Genomic DNA, 23,467 nt, shown 5'->3' with positions numbered 1-23,467 from the left:
TTCAGTGTATATAAGCACGCTGGGACGAACGAATATCGTCAGATCAGCGGGTTACCCTCGCCTTCGACCGGCGTTCGGGTGTGCGGTGAGCGCGAATGTGTCATCTGTGCACCTCCTGTTGCGTTCTGACCTGAATATAAGCGGTTCAAAGGTTAACTTCAAGTTTGCCCAACGCGCGCTTCATCCATCGCTGCGTCGTTCGCGGATTTCGCGTTGCCGAATGGGCATTTTGTCAATGGTGCGGGTCAATTCGCGTACGTCCCACGGGAACGGTTTGCGCAGTTTCACGCCGCCGTCCTTGCCCACAAGCACAAGCATGAAGCCGCGGGGACGAAACTTGACCCGCAGTGCGCTGTCGACGGACGGGTCCGTATCAGTCAGCACAACAACGTCGCGTTCGGCCAATTCTTCGGCACGCGCTTCCAGAAAATCAATCTGTTGCCTGAAATTCGGGTCATTCGGGCTGTCTGCGAAGACGACGATGGGCCGCTTTTCCCAGACAAATTCGCTCAAATCTGCGGCGTCTGCTGCGATGAAGATGGATGGCGTGGGTACGTCATCACTGGCCGCCGCGACCAGCGATCCGCCAAAAAGTCCAACCAGAACAATGGGTAATACGTGTTTCATCAGCCCTCCTGCTGATCCCAATGTAGCGGCTTTTTTTGCAATTGCGACGGCTGCTCGCGCCAATTTTAGCATTAATCGCTCAGCAACCCTGTGCGTGCGACGCCTTAACCATGATCGTTCGGTGCCTGCCGGGCGGCACAGCATCATGGCAAAGGACCAAAGCGGCATGAAAGTGATCCTGCATATCGGTGCCCATCGCACAGGAACGACATCATTTCAGGCGTATGTGCGTCGCAACCTGGATTTCATGCGCGCCCGACGGATCGGGTTCTGGGGGCCATTGCGCACCCGCAAGGGGTTGTTTCACGGGATCCAACCCAAGCTGGGGCTGGGGCCAAGGGCGACCTTGCGTGCGCGTGGGCGCATCATGCTGCAACTGGACAAGGCCGAGCGGAACGGGACCAAAACCCTGCTGGTTTCCGATGAAAACATGCTGGGCACGATGCGGCGCAACATGCAGTCGCGGATGCTGTACCAGGATGTCGGTGAACGGATGGCACGCTATGTTGCGGCCTTTGACGGGCAGATTGACACGATTGTCATTTCGACCCGCGCCCTGAACCATTTTTGGAGTTCGGCTGCTGCTTTTTGTGTGTCGCGTGGACATGTGGCGCTCCAGCCGGACGCGCTTGTGCGCGTGGCTTTTGGACCGCGCACGTGGCGGGATGTGATTGCGGACGTGGCCTGTGCAGCGCCTGCCGCACGGCTTGTGGTTGTCCCGTTCGAACGCACCGCTGGCCGACCGGATGCACTGTTTCGCGGTGTGACCGGATTTCATGGTCCACGCAATGCTGCCGAAACATGGCTGAACAGGTCGCCAAGCGCGCCTGAACTGCGCTCGATTTTAGCGGATCGCGGCGATGATCCGGATCTGGTCGCAGGCATGACCCAGCGCTGGACCCCCTTTGACCCCGCCGCCATCGCCGCGATGCGCGAGGCGTATATGGACGACATACACTGGCTGACGGCCGGTGCCGATGGACTTGCAACACTGACAGAGGATCTGGGCCAGAGAGGAGCGGGGCAAACCCCGCCGCTTGGCCCGCTGACAAGAGGACACGTACATGGCGACGAAGAAAGACGATTGGCGGAACCTGGCTGAGGGCGAACTGCGCGGCCGCCCGGTCGAGGACCTGACATGGAACACGCTTGAGGGCATCGATGTCGCCCCGATCTACACCCAGGACGATTTGGAGGGTGTGGATCATCTGGGCACGATTCCCGGCCAGGCGCCGTTCACCCGCGGTGTGAAAGCCACGATGTACGCGGGCCGTCCCTGGACCATCCGGCAATATGCCGGGTTCTCCACAGCCGAGGAATCCAACGCGTTTTACCGCCGTGCACTGGATGCAGGTCAACAGGGCGTATCCGTGGCTTTCGATTTGGCCACGCACCGTGGATATGACAGTGATCATGAACGCGTTGTGGGTGATGTTGGCAAGGCGGGTGTCGCCATCGACAGCGTCGAGGACATGAAAATCCTCTTCGACGGTATCCCGCTGGATAAGGTGTCCGTCTCGATGACCATGAACGGTGCCGTGATCCCCATCCTTGCCAACTTTATCGTTGCGGGTGAAGAACAGGGCGTCGACAAGGCGCAACTGTCCGGGACCATTCAGAACGACATCCTGAAAGAATTCATGGTCCGCAATACCTATATCTATCCGCCCGAACCCAGCATGCGGATCATTGCAGATATCATCGACTTTACCTCGAACGAGATGCCGAAATTCAACTCGATTTCGATCAGCGGCTATCACATGCAAGAGGCCGGCGCGAACCTGGTACAGGAACTGGCCTTTACCCTAGCCGATGGGCGCGAATATGTGCGTGCCGCGATTGACCGGGGCATGGACGTGGACACGTTCGCGGGGCGTCTGTCCTTCTTCTTTGCCATCGGCATGAACTTTTTCATGGAAGCGGCCAAGTTGCGCGCGGCCCGCCTTCTGTGGCACCGCATCATGTCTGAGTTCGAGCCGAAGAATCCCAAATCCTCCATGCTGCGTACGCACTGCCAGACAAGCGGTGTCAGCCTGCAGGAACAGGACCCGTACAACAATGTCGTGCGCACAGCGTTCGAGGCGATGAGCGCAGTTCTGGGCGGCACGCAATCGCTGCACACCAACAGCTTTGACGAAGCCATTGCGCTGCCCACGCAGTTCTCAAGCCGGATCGCCCGCAACACACAGTTGATCCTGCAGAATGAGACAGGCGTGACCAACGTCGTCGACCCGTTGGCCGGGTCCTACTATGTCGAAAAGCTGACCCATGATCTGGCTGAGGCAGCCTGGACGTTGATCGAAGAAGTCGAAGAGATGGGCGGCATGACCAAGGCCGTCGCTTCCGGTATGCCCAAGTTGCGGATCGAGGAAGCAGCGGCCAAACGCCAGGCCATGATCGACCGGGGCGACGAGGTCATCGTCGGGGTGAACAAATTCCGGCTGGAGAAAGAAGACGAGATCGACATCCTGGACATCGACAACGCCGCCGTGCGGGAAAGCCAGATCGCGCGGCTGGAACGGATCAAGGCGGAACGGGACGACAAGGCCTGTCAGGCCGCATTGGACAATTTGACTGCAGTGGCGGCAGCCGACGGCAACCTTCTCGAGGCTGCGGTCCAGGCGGCGCGGGCACGTGCAACGGTGGGAGAAATCAGCATGGCCATGGAAAAACAATTCGGGCGTCACCGGGCAGAGGTCAAGACGCTGGCCGGTGTCTACGGCGCCGCATATGAGGGCGATGAGGGGTTCGCCGCGATCCAGAAATCGGTCGAGGATTTTGCCGAAGCCGAAGGTCGCCGCCCTCGGATGCTGGTGGTCAAGATGGGCCAGGACGGGCATGATCGCGGGGCCAAGGTGATTGCAACCGCCTTTGCCGATATTGGGTTTGACGTAGATGTGGGCCCGCTGTTCCAGACCCCGGCCGAGGCCGCGCAGGATGCTGTCGACAACGATGTGCACGTGGTGGGCATTTCATCCCAGGCTGCAGGTCACAAGACGCTGGCCCCGCAACTTGTGCAGGCTCTCAAGGAGGCTGGCGCGGAGGATATCATCGTCATCTGTGGCGGGGTGATCCCGCAACAGGACTACCAATTCCTATACGATGCCGGGGTAAAGGCGATCTTCGGACCCGGCACCAATATCCCGGACGCGGCGCAGCACATTCTGAACATCCTGCGCAACGGCGACGCTGCGGCCTGAGACCGGTGGCTGGCCCCCGACCCGGGGCCGGCATTGACCCTTCAAATCCGCGTGGCGGCCTGCGATACACCATGCCAGGACGTCAAAGCGGTCAGGAGGTGCTCTGGTGTTGTTTGACCATCTCGTCGTGGGGTCCAAGGACTTGTCCCAGGCCCGCACGCTTGTCGAAGATGCGCTTGGGGTGCCGATGCAACCCGGCGGTGCTCATGCCGTGTTTCATACCCATAATGCACTGATGGGGTTGGAAGACGGTCTCTACCTCGAAGCCATTGCACCCAACCCGGCAGCCCCCGACCCGGCAAGGCCGCGTTGGTACGATCTGGACCGTTTTGACGGGCCAGCGCGTCTGTCGAATTGGGCGTGTTCCGTGCCTGACATGGAGGCCGCCCTGACCGATATGCCCGACGGGACCGGAGCGCCGGTGGCCGTTCAGCGCGGATCGCTGTCATGGCGCATGGCGGTGGCAGCAGATGGCACGACACCCTTTGACAACCTCTGGCCCGCGTTGATCGAATGGCCGACGGGTGTGCATCCGGCACGGGCGTTGACCCCCACGGGCGTGCGTTTGCGCCGCTTCACACTTGTGCATCCGGATGGCGACGCCCTGTCCGAAGGGCTGCAAAAGCATCTGAGCGATGATCGCGTTGCGGTCGAAACGGGGCCACTGGCGCTGCAAGCTGCGTTCGATACACCACATGGTCCACGCACACTGTGATCCGTGACGCTGACATATCGGACGCGGGTTGGATCGCGACCCTGTGGAACGACGTGATCGCGCACACGCAAATTACCTTTACCACCGTACACAAGACCCCGGACGACATCCGCGCCATGCTGGCCGAACGGGTGGTGCTGGTTTTGCCCGAACAGGGCGGCTTTGCCACCTACGGGCCGTTCCGAAGCGGGCCGGGATATGCGGCAACGATCGAACATACCATTCTGCTGTCAGATCGGGCGCGCGGACGCGGGCAGGGGCGGGCGTTGCTGAGCGCCCTGCAAGAGCGTGCGGCGGCGGACGGTCACCATGTGATGGTCGCTGCGATCAGTGGCATAAACGAGGCGGCCGTTGCATTTCACCGCGCCATGGGCTTTGCACAGGTGGCGCGGATGCCTCAAGTCGGTCGCAAGGATGGTGTCTGGCTGGACCTGATCCTGATGCAGAAACAACTGGGTGCGACCGTGAGCGCTAACGCCTCGGCGCAAGATACGGTATAGAGTGGCGGCATGTCTCTTTGGGCCCGCATATCCGACGCGCTTGCTGCACTGAATGCCGGTGAAAGTCTGAGCCAGGTTTTCGACAAACTGCGTGCGCCGCCCGAGCGCAGCGTCGCCTTTGCAATTGCCGTGATCGCGCTGGGGGCCAAAATGGCCAAGGCCGACGGGCAGGTCACGCGGGACGAGGTGACTGCCTTTCGCGAGGTGTTCCACATCTCGGACAAGGACGAGGCGGGTGCGGCTAGGGTCTTCAATTTGGCCCGACAGGACGTTGCTGGGTTTGAAGACTATGCAACCCGTATTCACGCGATGTTCGCCGGTGAACCGGACACCCTGACCGACCTGATCGAAGGGCTGTTTCACATCGCCATGGCTGATGGATTCTATCATCCGAACGAAGATGCGTTCCTAGAGGAAGTTGCCCATATATTTGCCATTTCGGACGCGGATTTCAGGGCATTGCGCGCCCGCTTTGTGCCGGATGCCGCGCCTGATCCCTATTCGGTGCTGGGTGTGGATGCCGCTATGGAGCTCGATCAGATCCGGACGGCCTGGCGCAAGTTGGTGCGCGAGAACCATCCCGACGCGATGATGGCTCGTGGCGTCCCGGAAGAAGCGCTGAGACTGGCCGAAAAACGGATGATTGACATCAACCGCGCCTGGGAAGACATCCAGGGCAGTCGCAGCTGATGCGCCTAGCAACCTACAATGTCGAATGGATGAACAGCCTGTTCGATGATGAAGGGCGTCTTCTGAATGATGATGCGTGGTCGGCACGTTACAACGTGACCCGCGCGGCCCAGACGGATGCGCTGCGAACGGTGTTTCAGGCGATGGACGCAGATGCGATCATGGTTATCGAGGCGCCGGACAACGGGTGAGACCGTGACACTGTTGTTGCGCTTGAGCGGTTCGCCGCATTTGCTCAGGTGCGCGCGCGCCGTGCGGTCATCGGTTTTTCCAATGACACGCAACAGGAAATCGCACTGCTTTACGACCCCGATGTCCTGACTGCGCACCACATGCCCCAGGTGCATGCTCAGGCTCCGCAATTCGATGGATCGTTCAAAATCGATCTTGATGTCGATTCCGCGCAGGACGAGGTTGTGTTTTCCAAGCCGCCGCTGGAGTTGTCGGTCGAGATGCGGGATGGGGTCGCGTTCCAAATGATCGGGGCGCATCTGAAATCCAAGGCACCGCACGGCGCCACATCCCGGGATGAGGTGATGCGGCTGTCCATCGCAATCCGACGTAAGCAGTTGGCCCAGGCCATCTGGTTGCGGGCCCGCATTGATGGGGTCTTGCGTGACGGGAACCCGCTGGTCGTATTGGGCGATCTGAATGATGGCCCGGGTCTGGATGAATACGAACACCTGTTTGGCCGGTCCTCGGTCGAGATCATCTTGGGGGACGGGGACAACGCCCTGTTCGATCCGCATGCGCGGCAGGCGCTGCAGCGCCGCTTGGGCGCTACACCGACCACCGCCCGGTTCTGGATACGACCGGAACAGCGCTTTCTTCAGGCGCTGCTGGATTACATCATGGTGTCGCCGGATCTGGCCGCCAAACGCCCGAGTTGGCGCATCTGGCATCCTCTGGACGATCCGGCCTGTTGGGCACGGCCCGCGTTGCGCGATGCACTGGTAACCGCGTCCGATCATTTCCCGGTCACGTTGGATATCGTGTTATAGTGCCCATATGAAGTGCATGAAACACAGTCTTGCTTATCTATTTCTGGTCGCCACAGTGGCGACCGCAACTGCCCAAGAGGCGGACGATGAGGGCGGCCAGTCGCTGATGGAACGGGGCGCGCAGATGCTGCTTGAGGGGCTGATGCGCGAAATGGAGCCCGCCATGGACGGGTTGCAGGACATGGCAAAAGAGTTCGGCCCAGCCTTGCGCGATTTCACGGCCCAGATGGGCCCGGCCCTGCGTGGGCTGTTGGAAGAGGTCGAGGACTGGAGCGTCTATCACCCGCCCGAGATGCTTGAAAATGGTGACATCATCATTCGGCGCAAGGCACCCGAGGAGTCGGTGCCGGGCAAAGATCCTGACACGCAGATCGATATCTAGCGCCGCCGCCGTTTCACTGTCACCGTGGCCTCAAGCGATACAGCAAGCGAATTCAGCCGTGCTTCGGCCACCTCGCCAAAAAGCGGCATCGCGTCCGGGGACAGGTGCAATTCCAACTCGCGTTTCTTCGGAAACCAACGGAATTCACCCCGGTCGGCGTCCTTCTCCATCCACAGCATCGCACCAAATCGCATGGCCTTGCCGAGGATTTCAGCGTCATGCTGGGCCTTTTCGTCGATCAGGTCATAGAGACCTTCGAAATGCGTGCCTTCGCGCTTGTTGGTGTAGCGGTGCAGCAGCGCGAGGCCCAGAAAGATGCGTTCCGAATGCTTCAGCCCTCCCAGATTGGCACGGGTCGCGTTGTCAAAGCAAACCTCGGCCCGGTAGTCGGGATGCGCGCGCCAGCTGACATCGTGCAGCAGGCAGGCGGCCTTGATCAATCGTTTGCGGGCCAGCGGGGCGGATTTGAAGATGGGTTCAATGAACTGATAAAGCAGCTTGCCGAACCCGGGCATGCGCGCGTCCTTGGCTTCGGCAAAGCGACAGGCTTCGATCAGCGGGTCGCGGTCCCGCAGGCGCTGGGGCATCTGTTCATACAGCATGCCCTCGCGGATACCGTAGCTTGAGACGGCGATGTCTTTGGGGCGGAAGGTCTTGACCAGACGCCACAGCACCTCGGCAGCCAGAGGCACCAGCGCCATGCGTGCGGACGAGATACCGCAGGCGCCGCGCAACGCCTCGTGATCGTCGTGTTCGCGGATGAACTTGGCGGTTCGTTGTACCGATTGCGGCGTCATGCGGTATTCATGCAGCACGTGCAGGGGATAACCGCGACGGTGCATGTCCACGCGTGCGATGGCCCGCCATGACCCACCCACCAGAAACAGCCGGTCCCGTTGCATGCCCATCTGCGCATGGAGCTGTTCCATGACATCCTGGATGTGCGCGCGCCGTCCCTTCTTGCCACCTTTGACAGTCTGCAGTTTCAACGGCCCCAGATCCGAGGTGACACGGCGACCGACCTGTCCGTCCGAAATCTCGGCCAGTTCCATGGAAGATCCGCCGATATCGCAAACGAGGCCGTATGATCCGGGCCAGCCCAGCAATACACCCTGCGCCGACAACCGCGCCTCCTCGCGCCCGTCGATGACCCGGACGTTCAACCCGGTTTCACGCAGCACATCCGACCGAAAATCCAATCCATCGGTGGCATCGCGCACGGCGGCGGTCGCGACCACGGACAGGTCCGACAGGCCCATGCCTTCGGCCAGCCGCTGGAACCGTTTCAGTGCATCAAGCGCGCGCACGCGACCCGTCGGGTTCAGGTGCCCGGTGTCCGAAACACCGGCACCCAACGCGCACATGATCTTTTCGTTGTAAAAATAGGCAGGCGACCGGGCTGCGCCATCGAACACGACAAGGCGGACCGAGTTTGACCCCACATCCACCACGCCGACCCGCGACAGGGCCCGTGCGGATGGATCCTCGAACAAGGGGCGGCCAAACAGGCTGCCGTCGCTTGCCTGCGACGAAACCGATACGTTCATGGAACCCCCGTGGTGCGCACTTCAGGATGTTGATGGACCAGCGCGCGGCGTGGGTCAATGTTCCGGTCATCCGGATGGCACTGTTTCGGCATGCACCGAAAGGCGCCGACCGGCCGACCCCGGCGCAGGATCAGTCTTCGGTATGTGTCAGCTTGGGCACATCGCTGGCCCCGGCCGATCCGCGCCCGGACAAGGATGGGTTTTCCATGAAAAAGCGGTGACAATTGAACGCAAAAGTCCCTTCGGGCAATTCGGGGCGTTTGAATGACCCGTCTGCCGCCATCACCCAGCTTTGCGCCACATCCGCCAGATTTGCGGCCATTACCTGGCTTACAATCTGCGCCTTGACCGTATTGTTCTGAATTTCGACCAGGGTTTCCACGCGGCGGTTCAAGTTGCGCCCCATCCAGTCAGCGGACGAGATGAACACGCGCGCTTTCTTGGATTGAAGCCCGTGCCCGTTGCCAAAGCAGACGATGCGGCTGTGTTCGAGAAACCGACCGACGATCGATTTGACGCGGATGTTGTCTGAAAAGCCCGTGATCCCGGGCCGCAGACCGCAAATACCCCGGATGATCAGGCTGATTTTCACACCGGCCTGGCTGGCGGCGTACAGCGCGTCGATCACCTCGCTGTCGATCAGCGAGTTCATCTTGGCCCAGATTTCAGCCGGATTGCCCGCCCTTGCATGCTCAGCCTCGGCGGCAATCATCTCCAGCAGGCGCGGTTTGAGCGTCGTGGGTGAGATGGCCAGGTTGTCCAGCCCCTCGGGCGGTGCATAGCCCGACAGGTAGTTGAACACCTTGGTCGCGTCGCGCCCCAGGTCGGCATCGCAGGTGAACAGCGACAGGTCTGTGTAAATGCGCGCGGTGATCGGGTGGTAGTTGCCGGTGCCGTAATGGGTATAGGTCACCAGTTCCTTGCCCTCGCGCCGCACGACCGTGCTGATCTTGGCGTGGGTTTTGAGATCGAGGAAGCCGTAAACCACATGCGCGCCCGCTCGTTCCAGGCGTCGGGATTGGCGAATGTTGGCGGCCTCATCAAAGCGGGCCTTGAGTTCGACCAAAGCGGTGACCGACTTGCCGTCTTCAGCCGCTTCACACAGCGCCTCGACGATGGGGGAATTCTTGGATGTGCGATAAAGCGTTTGCTTGATCGCCACCACGTTGGGATCGCGGGCCGCCTGTTGCAGGAAACGCACCACCATGTCGAACGTCTCGTAGGGGTGGTGCAGCAGCATGTCTTTTTGCCGAATGGCGGCAAACATGTCGCCTTCGAAATCCGTGACGCGTTCCGGAACGCGTGGCGTGAAGGACGGCCAAAGAAGATCAGGCCGGTTGTCCAGAACCAGTTCGCTGAGATCAGCCATGCCAAGCATCCCGTCCATCTCGATGACTTCGGCATCGCTGACGCCGAGTTCTTCCATGATGACGGCCTTCAGCGCCTTGGGTGCACCGGCGGAATGGGTCAGGCGCACAACTTCGCCCCGGCGGCGGCGCTTGAGCGCGACCTCGAATTCGCGCACCAAGTCTTCGGCCTCTTCCTCGACCTCGAGGTCGCTGTCACGCAGCACCCGGAACCCGAAATGCGCCTTCAGTTTGTAACCCGGGAAGAGGCTTGGAATGTGCAGGACCAGCAACTCTTCCAGCGGTAAAAAACGCTGGTGGGGACCGGATAGTGCGACAAAGCGATCGATTTGCGCTGGGATGGGCAGGAGCGCCTGCAAGGGGCGTTTATCGCTTGTGCGCTCCAATTGCAGGGCCAGCGCGTAGCCGGTGTTGGGGATGAAGGGAAACGGGTGGGCCGGGTCAATGGCGAGCGGCGAAAGGACCGCAAACACGCGGCGCAAGAACACGTCCGCCAGGTGGGTGATATCCTCCTTGGTCAGATCATCGCGAGTCAGGATCGAGATGCCCTGATCCTCCATCTCGGATTTCAGACCGGACAGGACTTCGGTCTGGCGCAGGATCAGTTGGCGCGCGTTTTCGTTGATCAGGACCAGCTGTTCGGCAGGGGTCAGACCGTCTGCTGCCGGTGTCGTGTTCCCGGCGACGGCCAATTCGCGCAGACCTGCCACGCGGACGGTGTAAAACTCGTCCAGGTTGCCCGCACTGATCGATACAAATCGCAGCCGTTCCAATAGCGGCACACGCGGGTTTTCCGCCTCTTCCAACACACGCCAATTGAACGCCAGCCAGCTCAGCTCGCGGTTGAAGAAGCGACCCGGACCCTCGGTGTCGAGGTCCGGCTGCGGCGTGGGTTCGGGGAAGGCCGAACCGAGGAAATCTGCGTTAGTCATACGTGGGTTATGTCGACGGGGTGTGAAGGTTGAGTAACGTTTATCCGCCGGATCACCCCTGATTGTCCAGACAGGCCGCGGCGAGGGCCCGCGTGACGGGCTTTTGTCGCGCAAGGCTGTCTGCGTCGATGTCCGCAACGACCCGGCGTGCGGCGGCAAAGCTACGCTCCATATGCGTGACAAGATAGGGGATCACATCGGGTCTTGGTGCGAGTTGCCTGTCGGCAAAGAGCTTTGCCAGCACCGCGGCCAGAAGGCTGTCGTCCGGTGCATCCAGTGCGGCGTGTCCTGCCGCATCAACACGGCTTTGCAGGTCCGGCAGGCTGAGCTGCCAGAGACTTGGGGCGATTGTGCCTGTCATCAGCAGCGGATGGCCCGCTGCTTGCAATGCGTTGTGCATATGAAACAGGGCCGTCTGACGATCGGTGTCGGTGGCGATCCGGTCAACGTCTTCGACCGCGACGGGGCCGTCGAAATAGGCATCGACCGTGGCCTGGTTCAGTTTGGATGCGGGTAGAATCTGTGCACCCGTCTCGGCCGCCCAGACATGGGCCAAATGCGTCTTGCCTGCGCCTTCCGGACCGCTGAGCACCAGTTTGTTCATGGGCCAGGTGCGCCACGCCTCGACCATGGAAAGGGCCACGGCATTCGATGGTGCGACCAGAAAGTCATCGCGCCCCAGTGCTTCGCGCACCGGAAGGTCAAACCCGAGTTGTTGGGCCATGGGATCAGTCCTCGGCCTCTGGATTGCGCTGACCGGTGACGCCGGTATAGAGGCGGCTGCCGCGGTACTGTTCGATCACGAAGCGGACCAGAACGCCAAGGGATGCAGCCATTGGCACCGCAACCAGCATGCCGACAAATCCGAAAAGTGCTCCGAACACCGACAAGGCAAGGATCAGCCAGACGGGGTGCAGCCCGACGCTGTTTCCCACAAGCTTGGGTGTCAGAAAATTACCTTCGGCGATTTGTCCGATCTGGAACACGACGGCGACGGCGACGATCCACCACCATTCCCCCCAGAACTGGAACATGGCCAGACCGATCGCCAGCAGCCCGCCGACGATAGCCCCGACGTAAGGGATGAAAGTCAAAAGGCCGGCAACAAACCCCACGACAAGGCCGAATTGCAGGCCGATCAGCATCAGTGCAACGGCATAATACGTGCCCAGGATCAGGCACACGGTGCCCATGCCGCGAATGAAACCTGCGAGTGTGGCGTCGACTTCGCCCGCCAGGCGGCGGATCACCGGGGCGTGGTCGCGCGGCAACAGCTCGTCCACACGCGCGATCATGCGATCCCAATCAAGTAGGAGGTAGACGGCAACCACGGGCACGATGACGAACAGGACAATCACGTTGATCAGGCTGGCTGCCGACGTCAGTGCGGTTTCCAGCAACTGCCCGCCGCGGTCCGAAATTGTCTGACCCAGTGATGTCAGGGTCTGGCGCACGGTTGACCCTTCATCAAGCAGGCTGGGAAACCGTTCTGTCAGGAAGGCACCAAGGTCGCGGGCCAGTTGAGGTGCCGCATTGAACAGTTGTACGGCCTGTTCCACCAGCGTCGGGATGACAAGCAGGGCCACCAGGACAAAGATGATGATGGCGCTGACGGTAATGATCCCGGTCGCAAGGCCACGGCTACAGCCATGTGCTTCGAGCCAGTCAGCGACGGGGTCGAGAAAATAGGCAATCGCGGCGCCCAGAAAGAACGGCAGAAGTTGGTTGCCGAGCGCATAAAGCAGCACGAAGAAGACCGCAGCGGCGATCCCCCAATACTTGATCTGTTCCCGGACGGGCAGGCCCATATCTGTTCCATGCGTTGCGTTCGCCTAGAGATGCGGGGTTTTTGCCGCCGCTTCAAGGGGTTTACAGTTTGCAATCGGATCCAATTGAGCGCGCGCGCGCGCCTTTCGTTTTGTGGGGCGCTGCCCCGGCTTCGCCTCCTCCGGGAATTTCTGAAAACAGATACGGGGACGTTGCGGGTGTGCGGCCTTTGTCCTAATCAGGTCGAAATCTTGTCGAGGGAGCGCTGTCATGCGTTTGAGCCGTTATTTTCTGCCTGTGCTGAAAGAAAACCCCAGCGAGGCGCAGATCGTCAGCCACCGGCTGATGCTGCGGGCAGGCATGATCAAGCAATCGAGCGCGGGCATCTATTCCTGGTTGCCGCTGGGCTTCAAAGTGCTGCGCAAACTGGAAAACATCGTCCATGAAGAGCAGGTGCGCGCGGGCCACATTCCGATGTTGATGCCCACGTTGCAATCGGCGGACCTGTGGCGCGAAAGCGGGCGGTATGACGATTACGGTCAGGAAATGTTGCGGATCACCGACCGCCACGATCGCGACATGCTGTATGGCCCCACCAACGAAGAACTGATCACCGATATCTTCCGCAGCCATGTTGGCAGCTACAAGGATCTGCCACTGACCCTTTATCACATCCAATGGAAGTTCCGGGATGAAATTCGCCCCCGCTTTGGCGTGATGCGTGGCCGCGAGTTCTTTATGAAGGATGGCTACAACTTTGATCTGACCAAGGAAGATGCGTTGCATGCATATAACCGGCACCTGGTGTCCTACCTGCGCACGTATGAGCGGATGGGCCTGCAGGCCATTCCGATGAGGGCCGACAGTGGACCGATTGGCGGCGATGACACGCACGAGTTTCTTGTTTTGGCCGACACAGGCGAGAGCGAAGTATTCTACGACAGCGCTGTCACCGACCTGACGTTCGGTGACCGCGAGATCGACTATGACGACGAGGCGCAGTGCCGGTCCGTGCTTGAGGAGTTTACTTCGAAATACGCGCGCACGGACGAAACCCATAACGAGGCACTGTTCAACCAGATCCCGGAAGAGCGTCGTCGCGTGGCGCGCGGTATTGAAGTGGGTCAGATCTTTTACTTCGGGACCAAGTATTCCGAGGCGATGAATGCCGTTGTTCAGGGGCCGGATGGCAAACAGGTGCCGGTGCACATGGGCAGCCACGGAATCGGTGTCAGCCGCCTTGTCGGTGCCATCATAGAAGCCAGCCACGACGACAACGGCATCATCTGGCCAGAAGGTGTCACGCCTTACCACTGCGGGATCGTGAACCTGAAACAGGGTGATGCCGAGGCGGACGCTGCCTGTGACGCGCTTTACGCCAGCCTGACAGCGCTGGGTCTTGAGCCGCTTTACGATGACCGCAACGAACGTGCAGGCGGCAAGTTTGCCACAATGGACCTGATTGGTCTGCCCTGGCGGATCACGGTGGGGCCGCGGGGCTTGAAAAACGGCGTTGTCGAACTGACCTCGCGCCGCACAGGCGCAAGCGAAGAAATGCCGCCCGAAGCCGCAGTAAAGAAAGTGGCGGAGATCTACGCAAACCTGTGATAGCCTGATGATAATGCAGGCATTTTTGGGATCAATATTGTGTGTGGCGCTGCTGGCGCCACCCCATGAGGCGGCACGGGAGACGTCACAGCCCGTGCTGCATGACGCCATGCAAGCCGCCTTTGATCGCTGGCTGAACAGGCAAGAGGCAACCGGCGCTTTGGCGACAGCGCGGCTTGGTCCCGAGGGCGTATGGGAGAGCGCGGATAAAGGTGCGGCCCCGGCCGAATTGGCAAGTGTCGGAAAGTCGGTCACGGCGATCTGTACGCTGCATCTGGTCGAAGAGGGCGTGTTGGACTGGTCAGACAGCCTGGCCGGTCTGTTGGTGGCCGCGCCGGATGTCACCATCGGCGAACTGGTGACGCACAGTTCGGGGATCGCCCCGGATGCCACGCAGGCAGCCATGCCGCTTTGGCTGGATCAAGGGCAGGAAGCCACGCAGCATTTCAGCGCGCAGGTGCTTGACCTCGTGAACGCCCGCAGTTCCCAGATGGGCCAGCGGGGCAGATATCAATACAACAATGAAAACTATGCACTGCTTGGCCTCGTGATCGAGGCTGTGACAAACGAGCCTTACTTTGAAGCGTGCCAGACCCGTCTGAACCTGCCGGACAGCATAAGGCCCAGCCCGCAGACTTCCGAGTTTCAGCCTTGGGGCGGGCTGATGGCGAACCCGGTGGATTTCGCGGAATTCCTTCATCGCCATTTCGGGCCGGGCAGCGCGGTGGCCGACGACCCGTTCGCGTATCCGCATGTCTCTTTGGGCGACGGTGCCTATTATGGTCTGGGCATGGTTTTTCGCGGGTTTCGCGGGGGGCATAACTTTTGGCATTTTGGCGCACACTGCTTTCCGGGGCGTTTGAATGCCGGAAGTTACGCGGTGCTTTGGGAAGGGCGCATGAGCGCTGTCGCGGTCTTTGATGCGTGTGTGGAGTGGGATGCAATGGTCGAGCTTGATTACACACTGACTGTCGCGGCCTATGGAGGGCGGCCATGATCCTGCGCAGCGTCATCCTGATTGGCGGGGTGCTTGGCGGCGCGACAGCATCGCAATTGCCCGAATACTCGCAGCAATACCGTCAACGACTGGGCGGCGCCGTCGATGCACTGGCCGAAGTCGTGGCGGATTTCGATGCCTCGGCCAAGGCCGAAGGGCTGAGCCGCGAGGCCGCCTTGGACCAGATGCGGGGCACGGATTTTCTGGACCGCAGACGTGCGGACATGGCCGGGACCTTTGACCGCTTTGTGCGATTGCAGTCGGATATTGCGGTGCTTGAAGGGGCGGGACCGTTCATGCGTGCCTATCATGTGGCGCGATCAGCGGATGCCGAAGTGGCCGCTGCCGCGCTCGAGACCTTTGAACCGGCGATACCGTTGACGGTCGCGGGGGGGATTTTTGCGGGCAGTGGCTTTATCGCCGGGCTGCTGGCGGTTTGGGCGGTGCTGAAGCTGTTGCTCTGGCCGTTTGGCCGGCGGCGGGTCGCGCGCGGGGCTTGACCTCGGGGGCGGACCCAGCCACATCTCTCCCACCCCGAGCAGGAGCCGTAAATGGCCAACCAGACAGCCCCTTTTGCCCCGTTTGAATGGATGATCGCATGGCGCTACCTGCGCGCACGTCGGGCCGAGGGCGGGGTGAGCACGATGACCTGGATCAGCCTGATCGGCATCACCCTGGCGGTTTTTGCGTTGATCGCCACCCTCGCCGTGCGATCGGGGTTTCGCGCTGAATTCGTTGATACGATCCTGGGCGCGAATGCGCATGTGACGGTGTATCATATCGGCGAAGTCACCGACACCGGCCGGATCGATCGCACTATTTCCGACTACGAGGAAAAGGCAGGCGCGTTGGCCGCACTGCCGGGTGTGGTTCGCACGGCACCTTTGGTCCGAGGGCAGGTCATGGCGAACCTGCGCAGCCGCAATGCGGGCGTGCAGGTGTTCGGGATGACCGCCGAGGATCTGGCCGGTTTGCCCCGCATCTCCGATCCGCAAACCTCTCAGGGCGACATTTCCCGATTTGAACAGGGGGTCGCAATCGGGTCAGGCGTGGCACAGGAATTGGGTGCACAAGTCGGGGACCGCATCAAACTGATCTCGCCCAACGGAGTGCGCACGGCCTTTGGCACCAGCCCCCGCATCAACGCCTACGAAGTCACATACATCTTTTCAGCAGGAAGATATGACATCGATCGTGTGCGGGTTTACCTGCCCCTCGCAGAAGCCCAAAGTTTCTTTAACCGCGAGGGTGTAGCGGACGAAATTGAAGTGATGGTTGAGGACCCCGAAGCGATCAGCCAGTATCTTCCGGCGATCCTGGAGACCGGTGGGCCGCAGGCGCAGGTCTGGACGTGGAAGGACGCATCCGGCGGTTTTCTGCGTGCGCTTGAAGTCGAAGACAACGTCATGTTCATCATTCTGTCGATCCTTGTGCTGATTGCTGCGATGAACATTGTGTCCGGGCTGATCATGCTGGTCAAAAACAAGGGGCGCGACATTGGCATTCTGCGCACCATGGGGCTGACCGAAGGATCGGTGCTGCGGGTGTTCTTTATATGTGGTGCCTTCACCGGCATCATCGGCACGGCGATGGGTGTGATCCTCGGCTGTCTTTTTGCGATCTACATCGATCCGCTGTTTTCCTTCGTGAATTACGTGATGGGTGGCGGGGTCTGGGACCCGTCCATCCGGGGCATTTATGCCTTGCCGGCCCAGCTGCACCTTGGCGATGTCCTGAGCGCGGTCGCGCTGTCTCTTGGGCTGTCCTTTATCGTGACGATTTTCCCCGCGCGGCGCGCGGCCCGCATGAATCCGGTCGAGGCACTGCGCTATGAATGATGCTGTTCTGAGCCTGGCCGGGATTTCCAAGTCCTACAACACGGGACGTCCCAATCAGGTGGACGTGCTGCGCGAGATTGAACTGGACGTCCAAAGGGGCGAAGTCGTGGCCCTTGTCGCACCATCGGGCGCGGGCAAGTCCACGCTGCTGCATATCGCGGGGCTGCTGGACACGCCCGACACCGGTGCCGTGACATTGAACGGGATGAACCTGACCGGGCAATCCGACCGGAAACGCACACAGGCACGGCGGGCGGACGTGGGGTTCATTTACCAGTTTCACCACCTGCTGCCCGAGTTTTCAGCGCAGGAAAACATTGTCTTGCCACAGCTTGCGGCAGGAAGGTCGAAAACGTCGGCACAGGAACGTGCGATGTCCTTGCTGGACAAGGTCGGTGTCGCGCACCGCGCCGCACACCGACCGGCCGAACTGTCGGGGGGCGAACAACAGCGGGTGGCCTTCTGCAGGGCCCTGGCCAATGAACCCGCGCTTTTGCTGGCCGACGAACCCACGGGCAATCTGGACCCGGCGACATCGGATCAGGTGTTTGGCACCTTGATGAAATTGGTTCGGGACACTGGATTGTCGGCGCTGATCGCCACGCACAACCTAGACCTTGCCGCACGCATGGACCGCATCCTGAGATTGGATGGTGGTCATCTCAGGGCAAGTACCTGAGGGAACAGTTCGCTGCATCCATTTGGGAAACAGTGTGTTTTCGCTTCTTACGTGTAGATGGCGGCCGCGATATGATAGGCGGCCGTGGTTAACGCTGTTGCTTGGAGTATGAGTGATGTCCGCGATGCTTACGTTCTTTCTGCTGTCCTTGGGTGCATTTGTGGGTGTGCTCGATTCCACTTCGGGCAGCGGGTCGGCAAACACAGATGCGTCAGAGGACCCCGTGGAAGAGGATGACCCGGTCGAGCCGGGCCTGGACCTCGCGGGCACAGATACCGATGACACACTGACTGGCTCCAGCTTCGATGACATGCTCAGTGGGCTTGACGGGGCCGACACGCTCAACGGTTTGCAGGGCGACGACACGCTGGATGGGGGAGGTGGAGACGATGTTGCGCGCGGCAGTCTTGGCGACGACCTGCTTTTGGGTGGCGCGGGCAATGATGATCTGAATGGCAACAACAACAACGACACCCTTGATGGCGGCGAAGGTGATGACACGCTGGACGGCGGTACCGAAGATGACAGCCTAGTGGGCGGTAACGGTGCGGACGAATTGCGCGGCTCGTCCGGCAATGACACGCTGATTGGCGGCACGACCGACGATCCGATTGACGATGCGGCTGACACGCTTCTGGGCGGCGGCGGGGACGACATCCTGTTCCTGTCGGACGCTGATATCGGCACGGGCGGCGACGGCGCTGACCAGTTCACCTTGTCCGAAGGCGAAACAGGCGATGCGACCATCACCGACTTTGATCCGGAAACCGACGTCCTTGTGATCGAAACAGGCGAATTCGACGTCAATGTGCAAAGCCAGGAGGTCACCGCCGATGGCTTGCTTGTCACGTTTGATTCCACTGCAACTCTCCTGCTGCAGGGGCTGACCGAACCCTTGGACGACGACGCGTTCCGCTTTGTCGAGGACACCGACGAAGGCCCGGGTGAGGATACGGTAGAGCCCGGTGATGACACCGTGGACACCGGCGAAGACACGGTAGATCCCGGGGAAGATACAGTGGACCCAGGCGAGGACACAGTAGACCCCGGTGAGGACACGATGCCCGCGGCGGTGCAACCCTTTGTCGGGACAGACGGCGATGACACGGCGCCAACCCCCGGTGACGGTCAGGCGCTCAGCGCGGATCTGGGGGCCGGCAACGACACCGCCAGTGGCGGCGCCGAAAACGACACGATCATCGGCGGCAACGGCGCAGACAGCCTGACCGGCGCGGCCGGCGATGACATCCTGTTCTCCACCAGCGGTGATGCCTCGGCATCTTCGGACACGGATGTGGACATGTTGGATGGTGGCCTGGGCAATGACACCTTGGTTCTGGGGGCCGGCGATCAGGCCACGGGCGGCGCAGGGGCCGACATCTTTGCCCTGCGCGCCGACGCCAATGATACTGTGACGGTCGGTGATTTTGATGCGGCCGAGGACCTGCTGATTGTCGAAACGGCCGAGCCTGCCGATGCAACGATCCTGGGGCAGACCACGACCCCGGCGGGGCTTGTGATCAGTTTCAGCACGGGCGGCGATATCCTTTTGTCCGGCATCACGGACCCGATTGACCCGGCCTTGATCCGGTTCGAAGCACCCGGAACATCAACGTCCGCTTGACGCCTGCGTCCCGGTTTGCTCTGTCTGGTCCTCGCGGCAACTTCCGCGGGGGACAGACCAAGAATGACGGCAATCGCACAAGCCGAAATTGAGCGCACGGTGCAGGCCGCATTGATGGCGCACGGGGCCGGGGCATTTCCGGCAGCCGAGGTGGCGCGGGCCGTTGCGCAGGCCGAGGCAGCAGGCAACCGGATTTGCGGGCTCTACTATCTTGAAAGCTATTGCCAGCAACTGGTGTCTGGCCGTGTTCTGGGTGACGTCGTGCCTGTTGTCACCGCACCCCGGCCAGGGGCGATCCACGTGCACGCGCAGATGGGGTTTGCGCAACCTGCCTTTGCCTATGGCCTGGCGCCTGCACTCGATGCGGCACGGCAGTTCGGCATCGCCAGCCTTGCGGTTGGGCATGCCCATACCTGCACGGCCCTTGGATACTTTACCGAACAGATTGCACGGGCCGGGCTGATCGGGCTGGGTATGACCAACGCCTCGCCGATCGTGGCACCTCCGGGCGGCAAAACGCGGATGATCGGAACCAATCCCATCGCTTTTTCGGTACCGGACGGGCAGGGCGGGCTGGCCATGCAGTTTGACCAGTCCACAACAACTGTCGCCCTGGGCAAGATCACCATGGCCAAGGCGGCGGGCGAACGCATTCCCGAAGGATGGGCGCTTGATGCCGACGGCAACCCCACGACAGACCCGGCTGCGGCCCTTGCCGGTTCGCTGGTGTCAACGGGGGGCTACAAAGGTTGGGGTTTTGGCCTGATGGCCGAATTGCTGACTGCCGGTCTGACGGGCGGCGTGCTCAGCCGGGATGTCAAACCGCTCAAGGCGCCCGACGGTCCGCCACATGACTTGGGCCAATTCTATATCCTGATTGATCCCAGCACGTCTGATGCGTTTGTCGACCGACTGACACAGTTCACGACCTATCTGGCCGAAGACGACGCGGGGCGTATGCCCGGCCAGACCCGTGTGCTGCCCGATCCGGTCGACGTGGATCCGGCCGCATGGAAGCAGGCACAAACCCTTGCGGGGCTGGACGCCTAGGCCAGCTGCGTCAACCAGACCCCGGCTGCCATCAGGGCGATGCCGCCCATACGCGTCAGGCTGAGGGCTGTCGCCTGCGCGCCGAACAGCCCGAAATGATCAATGGCAGCGGCTGAAATCAGCTGGCCCAGCAAGACGAAGAAGACGGCATTCCCGATGCCGAAATGCGGCGCGATATAGGTGATGCTAAGCACATAGAACGCGATCAGAACACCCGCCAGCAACAGATGCTTTGGCGCGGCAGACAGCTTTGACAGTCCATGTGCGCCGGTCAGTGCGAACACCGTTGCTGCGGTGCCGAACGCGATGATGAACAATACAGTTGCCGCCGCGGCGGGGCTGCCCAACCGGGTGCCCAGGGCCGCGTTCAGAGCGGCCAGAATGGGAATGCCAATCCCGGCCAAAAGCATGATCACAGCGTATTGGGCCATGTGGAACCTCTCCTGGTCTTGCGTCTGTTACCCGCAGATGCCTTGCACCTGCACCCCGTCCCAGGGCAGACGCACATCATTCTGCCGCGACTGGGGCAGGGGCGATACGGGCATGGCTTGCGAAATGAGGGCATGCAAGCGTTGCGTGCGATCCCCCTGCGGGTCCAGTGCGCGGCAGCATACGAATTCTTCCACTATCGACCCCTGTTGCTCGAATCCGAATTCCAGGAACTGGCGGTCAGAGGAGACGTCAAAAAGGTACGGATCGTCGCTGATGCGGTGTTCCCGCGCGGCCTTGAGGGGCGAGTACCCCGTCACGTCACGGTTTTGCCATTGCCACACATGGGTCAGTTCATGCGCCAGCAGCATGGCGGCAATCAGGTTGATCTCGCCCGGGTAGTCGGGGACGTAGTCGTCCAGATACCAGTCCTCGTCATACAGCACGGTCTGCCACAAGGCGACTGCAGCGGGCTTGGCCGTCACGATGTCCGTTGTGGGCGGCGGCAGAATTCGTTCGCGGCAGGTGGTGCGCGGACGGGCCTTGCGCTTGAAGGTAACGGCCCGCGTAGGTGCCCCATTTACGAACCGTACACGGTCATGGTTCAGCTGGTCACCGTGGATGGTTTGGGCAAAGGCGCGCTCGGCCTCGGTCAACGGGCGGCCACATGCGGCAAGCAGGGACAGGATCAGGAACAGGCGCAGGATCATTGGGCCAGTAGGGGGCCGAATTGGGCGAAGTTCAAGACAAGATCGCGTCAAGTTACGGTTGACGCGCAAGCGCATCAGTTGCTATCCGGCCCCCACGACACGCGCGCATCAATGCGGGCGTCCAACACTGAAAGAAAACTCCAATGAATTTCGTGCGTTCCTGTGGCACCTTCGCCGCCGTATCCCTTGTATTGTCTGCCTGTGTCTCGCCCGAGGTTGTGCCATCCCGCAACGTCGAAGACAGCACTCTGAGCTGCGAGGAAATCAAAGTGCAGCTTGGTCAGCTTGAACAGATCCGTGAAGAGGCGGCCAAGGGCCAGCGCGCATCGGGCGAAAATGTTGCCGCGGCGATCCTGTTCTGGCCGGCAATCATCGGCAACTACCAAAACGCCAAACAAGCGCTCGAAGCGGCAGAAAAACGCAACGATGTACTGGTTGAACTGGCCGAAGAAAAACGCTGCCGGTTCTAGACTGGCAGCGCAAAGGTGGCGGTGGCAAGCGCTGCCACCTTGGTGTCCGGCCATGCGGTCAGCGTGCAGCGGGCAAAAGCCAAAGAGCGCCCCGCGCGGGTTACCACGGCCTGGGCGCGGATGCCGTCGCCCAAAGCTGGTCTCAGGAACTGCGTATCAAGCGTGACAGTCGCCACCGGTACCATCTTGCCCAGATGTGCCCCCACGCTCAGCACCATGCAGGTGTCGGCCAGCGTTGCCAGCGCCTGTCCCGACACGATCCCGCCGACCCGGGCAATGGCTTGTGTGATCGGTATGTCAATTGTGACGCCCTGCGCGTTTGCCTGTGTTACGGTGGGCCTCAGGTCCAGGACCCAAGGGGCAAAACTGGCATCCAGAAATGCTTGAACGTCGTCGCATGCGTTCAGCTTGGCCGCGCGCGTGCGCCATGACAACCCCGTCGCATCCCCGTGATCAGAGGTGATGGACCGGGGGGTGTTTGTGTCAGATATGCGCCCCCACTTCTTTCTCATCATCGCGGGGACAGCCCCCGCGGACAGCACCGCAGGCCACCACTCACGGGTTCCCCGGCCTGCCTGGAAAGGAGAGAAGAGATGGAGAAAGTTATCATTCCGACCGTATTCGGGTTTGCAGCCATGATGAGCCTCTGGGTCATCGTCGGCGCCACGGTCTAAGCCTTTCACCCCCGGTTTTCTGGACGTCCCGGGGGTGGATCAGCGCGGCGGAGGGCCTTTCCGTTTGCCCCCCTTTACGAGTTGGGCCCCCGCCGCCGACATATCGCCCAGAAGATGCCTTGGTTCGGTAAATGGTCGTTAACCAGTCTGATGGCACTGAGAGGAAGACAACGGGGCGTGTTGCCCTGCTTGGTTTAGCGAGTGACGGCGGAGGCGAAAGCCTCCGCTTTTTTCAGTGTCGACGCAGTGGGCGCGTCACACGGCCGCGTATCAAGCGCCAGCCTGCTGGCGCGTTGCCTGGCAGTGTATCGCAAAGCGATGCACGGGAAGGGGCGGAGTGATGCGCGCGAGGGTTCACCAACAATCCGCGCCTCACCCTCACCCAATCCACCTTCGGACAAAACACCAAGGGGCGGTATCAAGGGCTGTAGCCCGCCGCCCCATCGCCGGGCCAGCGGCTGTGCCGCGTCTTTCGACAGCGTATTGCAACGCAATGCGCGAGAGAAACGCCCCCCGGCACGGCGATATGGTTGGTGTAGGCGCATAGTTCGGATCGAAGATGTAGGTGGCTGCCATAAAGCGCTGCTGCGGAGCGGTCGGATCGCCGCACCGCGGCCCTTCGATGGAACGCCATCGTATGCAGGCAAAAGTATTGAATGC

22 protein-coding genes and 1 pseudogene are annotated in these 23,467 nt (G+C 61.1%); 15 read left to right on the top strand and 8 right to left on the bottom strand.

Annotated elements, in window-relative coordinates; all coding sequences use genetic code 11:
* Positions 1 to 180: 180 nt before the first annotated feature.
* Positions 181 to 627 (bottom strand): DUF4174 domain-containing protein, encoded by a 447-nt coding sequence (locus Q0844_RS13140; RefSeq protein WP_299045566.1) that lies wholly within the window; start codon positions 625 to 627, stop codon positions 181 to 183.
* Between the two features lie 145 nt (positions 628 to 772).
* Here Q0844_RS13140 and Q0844_RS13135 point away from each other — a divergent pair, with 145 nt between their 5' ends.
* From Q0844_RS13135 to Q0844_RS13105, 7 genes and pseudogenes are all read left to right on the top strand, one after another.
* Positions 773 to 1,729, top strand: a complete 957-nt coding sequence (locus tag Q0844_RS13135) for a hypothetical protein (RefSeq protein WP_299045564.1) — start codon at positions 773 to 775, stop codon at positions 1,727 to 1,729.
* The gene (gene scpA, locus Q0844_RS13130; protein ID WP_299045563.1) at positions 1,692 to 3,827 is read left to right on the top strand and encodes a methylmalonyl-CoA mutase; all 2,136 of its coding nucleotides are present in this window, start codon (positions 1,692 to 1,694) and stop codon (positions 3,825 to 3,827) included. Before Q0844_RS13135 ends, scpA begins: the two co-directional genes overlap by 38 nt.
* 106 nt (positions 3,828 to 3,933) lie before the next feature.
* Complete coding sequence (locus tag Q0844_RS13125; RefSeq protein ID WP_299045560.1) at positions 3,934 to 4,542, top strand: VOC family protein; 609 nt, start codon at positions 3,934 to 3,936, stop codon at positions 4,540 to 4,542.
* Positions 4,539 to 5,042: a GNAT family N-acetyltransferase gene (locus tag Q0844_RS13120; protein WP_299045558.1), complete on the top strand. Its 504-nt coding sequence runs from the start codon at positions 4,539 to 4,541 to the stop codon at positions 5,040 to 5,042. The genes Q0844_RS13125 and Q0844_RS13120 overlap by 4 nt, the downstream gene beginning before the upstream one ends.
* A 9-nt stretch (positions 5,043 to 5,051) precedes the next feature.
* On the top strand, positions 5,052 to 5,732 hold the full coding sequence (locus Q0844_RS13115) for a molecular chaperone DjiA (RefSeq protein WP_299045555.1): 681 nt from the start codon (positions 5,052 to 5,054) through the stop codon (positions 5,730 to 5,732).
* Positions 5,732 to 6,733: pseudogene (locus tag Q0844_RS13110) on the top strand (endonuclease/exonuclease/phosphatase family protein). Before Q0844_RS13115 ends, Q0844_RS13110 begins: the two are co-directional and overlap by 1 nt.
* A 16-nt stretch (positions 6,734 to 6,749) precedes the next feature.
* On the top strand, positions 6,750 to 7,115 hold the full coding sequence (locus tag Q0844_RS13105; RefSeq protein ID WP_299045553.1) for a hypothetical protein: 366 nt from the start codon (positions 6,750 to 6,752) through the stop codon (positions 7,113 to 7,115).
* Here the strand turns inward: Q0844_RS13105 and Q0844_RS13100 are convergent.
* From Q0844_RS13100 to Q0844_RS13085, 4 genes are all read right to left on the bottom strand, one after another.
* Positions 7,112 to 8,662: a Ppx/GppA family phosphatase gene (locus tag Q0844_RS13100; protein ID WP_299045551.1), complete on the bottom strand. Its 1,551-nt coding sequence runs from the start codon at positions 8,660 to 8,662 to the stop codon at positions 7,112 to 7,114. The genes Q0844_RS13105 and Q0844_RS13100 overlap by 4 nt on opposite strands.
* Before the next feature lie 130 nt (positions 8,663 to 8,792).
* Positions 8,793 to 10,961 carry an RNA degradosome polyphosphate kinase gene (locus Q0844_RS13095; RefSeq protein ID WP_299045548.1) on the bottom strand — a complete coding sequence of 723 codons (2,169 nt, stop codon included), beginning with the start codon at positions 10,959 to 10,961 and terminating at the stop codon, positions 8,793 to 8,795.
* Positions 10,962 to 11,013: 52 nt separating this feature from the next.
* The gene (locus Q0844_RS13090; RefSeq protein WP_299045545.1) at positions 11,014 to 11,685 is read right to left on the bottom strand and encodes a DnaA/Hda family protein; all 672 of its coding nucleotides are present in this window, start codon (positions 11,683 to 11,685) and stop codon (positions 11,014 to 11,016) included.
* A 4-nt stretch (positions 11,686 to 11,689) separates the two neighbouring features.
* A complete protein-coding gene (locus Q0844_RS13085) occupies positions 11,690 to 12,769 on the bottom strand; it encodes an AI-2E family transporter (protein WP_299045539.1) in 1,080 nt (359 codons plus the stop codon).
* Between the two features lie 229 nt (positions 12,770 to 12,998).
* Between Q0844_RS13085 and proS the strand changes: the two genes are divergently transcribed.
* From proS to Q0844_RS13050, 7 genes are all read left to right on the top strand, one after another.
* Positions 12,999 to 14,336, top strand: a complete 1,338-nt coding sequence (gene proS, locus Q0844_RS13080; RefSeq protein WP_299045538.1) for a proline--tRNA ligase — start codon at positions 12,999 to 13,001, stop codon at positions 14,334 to 14,336.
* Between the two features lie 13 nt (positions 14,337 to 14,349).
* On the top strand, positions 14,350 to 15,333 hold the full coding sequence (locus Q0844_RS13075; RefSeq protein ID WP_299045535.1) for a serine hydrolase: 984 nt from the start codon (positions 14,350 to 14,352) through the stop codon (positions 15,331 to 15,333).
* The gene (locus tag Q0844_RS13070; protein ID WP_299045533.1) at positions 15,330 to 15,833 is read left to right on the top strand and encodes a DUF2937 family protein; all 504 of its coding nucleotides are present in this window, start codon (positions 15,330 to 15,332) and stop codon (positions 15,831 to 15,833) included. Before Q0844_RS13075 ends, Q0844_RS13070 begins: the two co-directional genes overlap by 4 nt.
* Before the next feature lie 51 nt (positions 15,834 to 15,884).
* Entirely contained in the window at positions 15,885 to 17,171 is a 1,287-nt protein-coding gene (locus Q0844_RS13065; protein WP_299045531.1) for a lipoprotein-releasing ABC transporter permease subunit, read from the top strand.
* The gene (locus Q0844_RS13060; RefSeq protein WP_299045528.1) at positions 17,164 to 17,850 is read left to right on the top strand and encodes an ABC transporter ATP-binding protein; all 687 of its coding nucleotides are present in this window, start codon (positions 17,164 to 17,166) and stop codon (positions 17,848 to 17,850) included. Before Q0844_RS13065 ends, Q0844_RS13060 begins: the two co-directional genes overlap by 8 nt.
* 115 nt (positions 17,851 to 17,965) lie before the next feature.
* Entirely contained in the window at positions 17,966 to 19,474 is a 1,509-nt protein-coding gene (locus Q0844_RS13055; protein WP_299045527.1) for a calcium-binding protein, read from the top strand.
* Positions 19,475 to 19,537: 63 nt separating this feature from the next.
* Positions 19,538 to 20,524, top strand: coding sequence for an Ldh family oxidoreductase (locus Q0844_RS13050; RefSeq protein WP_299045526.1), 987 nt, complete (start codon positions 19,538 to 19,540; stop codon positions 20,522 to 20,524).
* On the opposite strand, the gene Q0844_RS13045 is transcribed toward Q0844_RS13050, so the two are convergent.
* Together Q0844_RS13045 and Q0844_RS13040 are read right to left on the bottom strand one after the other, a co-directional pair.
* Positions 20,521 to 20,955, bottom strand: a complete 435-nt coding sequence (locus tag Q0844_RS13045) for a DMT family transporter (RefSeq protein ID WP_299045524.1) — start codon at positions 20,953 to 20,955, stop codon at positions 20,521 to 20,523. The two genes, Q0844_RS13050 and Q0844_RS13045, sit on opposite strands and share 4 nt — an antisense overlap.
* A 27-nt stretch (positions 20,956 to 20,982) precedes the next feature.
* A complete protein-coding gene (locus tag Q0844_RS13040) occupies positions 20,983 to 21,663 on the bottom strand; it encodes a hypothetical protein (RefSeq protein WP_299045522.1) in 681 nt (226 codons plus the stop codon).
* A gap of 143 nt (positions 21,664 to 21,806) precedes the next feature.
* On the opposite strand from Q0844_RS13040, the gene Q0844_RS13035 reads away from it, so the two are divergent.
* Positions 21,807 to 22,133 (top strand): hypothetical protein, encoded by a 327-nt coding sequence (locus tag Q0844_RS13035; RefSeq protein ID WP_299045520.1) that lies wholly within the window; start codon positions 21,807 to 21,809, stop codon positions 22,131 to 22,133.
* Here the strand turns inward: Q0844_RS13035 and Q0844_RS13030 are convergent.
* Complete coding sequence (locus Q0844_RS13030) at positions 22,130 to 22,645, bottom strand: PaaI family thioesterase (RefSeq protein ID WP_299045518.1); 516 nt, start codon at positions 22,643 to 22,645, stop codon at positions 22,130 to 22,132. The genes Q0844_RS13035 and Q0844_RS13030 overlap by 4 nt on opposite strands.
* Positions 22,646 to 23,467 lie beyond the last annotated feature (822 nt).

Origin of the sequence: uncultured Tateyamaria sp. (assembly GCF_947503465.1) — a bacterium.
Classification (GTDB): Bacteria; Pseudomonadota; Alphaproteobacteria; order Rhodobacterales; family Rhodobacteraceae; genus Tateyamaria.
The sequence above is the reverse complement of the archived record's forward strand: the minus strand, read 5'-3'. Positions and strand labels throughout refer to the sequence as shown.

Excerpts from the sequence above, each read along its gene's own strand:
- Q0844_RS13140 (WP_299045566.1), bottom strand. The coding sequence starts at position 627 with ATGAAACACGTATTACCCATTGTTCTGGTTGGACTTTTTGGCGGATCG.
- Q0844_RS13135 (WP_299045564.1), top strand. The coding sequence starts at position 773 with ATGGCAAAGGACCAAAGCGGCATGAAAGTGATCCTGCATATCGGTGCC.
- scpA (WP_299045563.1), top strand. The coding sequence starts at position 1,692 with ATGGCGACGAAGAAAGACGATTGGCGGAACCTGGCTGAGGGCGAACTG.
- Q0844_RS13115 (WP_299045555.1), top strand. The coding sequence starts at position 5,052 with ATGTCTCTTTGGGCCCGCATATCCGACGCGCTTGCTGCACTGAATGCC.
- Q0844_RS13105 (WP_299045553.1), top strand. The coding sequence starts at position 6,750 with ATGAAACACAGTCTTGCTTATCTATTTCTGGTCGCCACAGTGGCGACC.
- Q0844_RS13100 (WP_299045551.1), bottom strand. The coding sequence starts at position 8,662 with ATGAACGTATCGGTTTCGTCGCAGGCAAGCGACGGCAGCCTGTTTGGC.
- Q0844_RS13095 (WP_299045548.1), bottom strand. The coding sequence starts at position 10,961 with ATGACTAACGCAGATTTCCTCGGTTCGGCCTTCCCCGAACCCACGCCG.
- Q0844_RS13090 (WP_299045545.1), bottom strand. The coding sequence starts at position 11,685 with ATGGCCCAACAACTCGGGTTTGACCTTCCGGTGCGCGAAGCACTGGGG.
- Q0844_RS13085 (WP_299045539.1), bottom strand. The coding sequence starts at position 12,769 with ATGGGCCTGCCCGTCCGGGAACAGATCAAGTATTGGGGGATCGCCGCT.
- proS (WP_299045538.1), top strand. The coding sequence starts at position 12,999 with ATGCGTTTGAGCCGTTATTTTCTGCCTGTGCTGAAAGAAAACCCCAGC.
- Q0844_RS13075 (WP_299045535.1), top strand. The coding sequence starts at position 14,350 with ATGCAGGCATTTTTGGGATCAATATTGTGTGTGGCGCTGCTGGCGCCA.
- Q0844_RS13070 (WP_299045533.1), top strand. The coding sequence starts at position 15,330 with ATGATCCTGCGCAGCGTCATCCTGATTGGCGGGGTGCTTGGCGGCGCG.
- Q0844_RS13065 (WP_299045531.1), top strand. The coding sequence starts at position 15,885 with ATGGCCAACCAGACAGCCCCTTTTGCCCCGTTTGAATGGATGATCGCA.
- Q0844_RS13060 (WP_299045528.1), top strand. The coding sequence starts at position 17,164 with ATGAATGATGCTGTTCTGAGCCTGGCCGGGATTTCCAAGTCCTACAAC.
- Q0844_RS13055 (WP_299045527.1), top strand. The coding sequence starts at position 17,966 with ATGTCCGCGATGCTTACGTTCTTTCTGCTGTCCTTGGGTGCATTTGTG.
- Q0844_RS13050 (WP_299045526.1), top strand. The coding sequence starts at position 19,538 with ATGACGGCAATCGCACAAGCCGAAATTGAGCGCACGGTGCAGGCCGCA.
- Q0844_RS13045 (WP_299045524.1), bottom strand. The coding sequence starts at position 20,955 with ATGGCCCAATACGCTGTGATCATGCTTTTGGCCGGGATTGGCATTCCC.
- Q0844_RS13040 (WP_299045522.1), bottom strand. The coding sequence starts at position 21,663 with ATGATCCTGCGCCTGTTCCTGATCCTGTCCCTGCTTGCCGCATGTGGC.
- Q0844_RS13035 (WP_299045520.1), top strand. The coding sequence starts at position 21,807 with ATGAATTTCGTGCGTTCCTGTGGCACCTTCGCCGCCGTATCCCTTGTA.
- Q0844_RS13030 (WP_299045518.1), bottom strand. The coding sequence starts at position 22,645 with ATGAGAAAGAAGTGGGGGCGCATATCTGACACAAACACCCCCCGGTCC.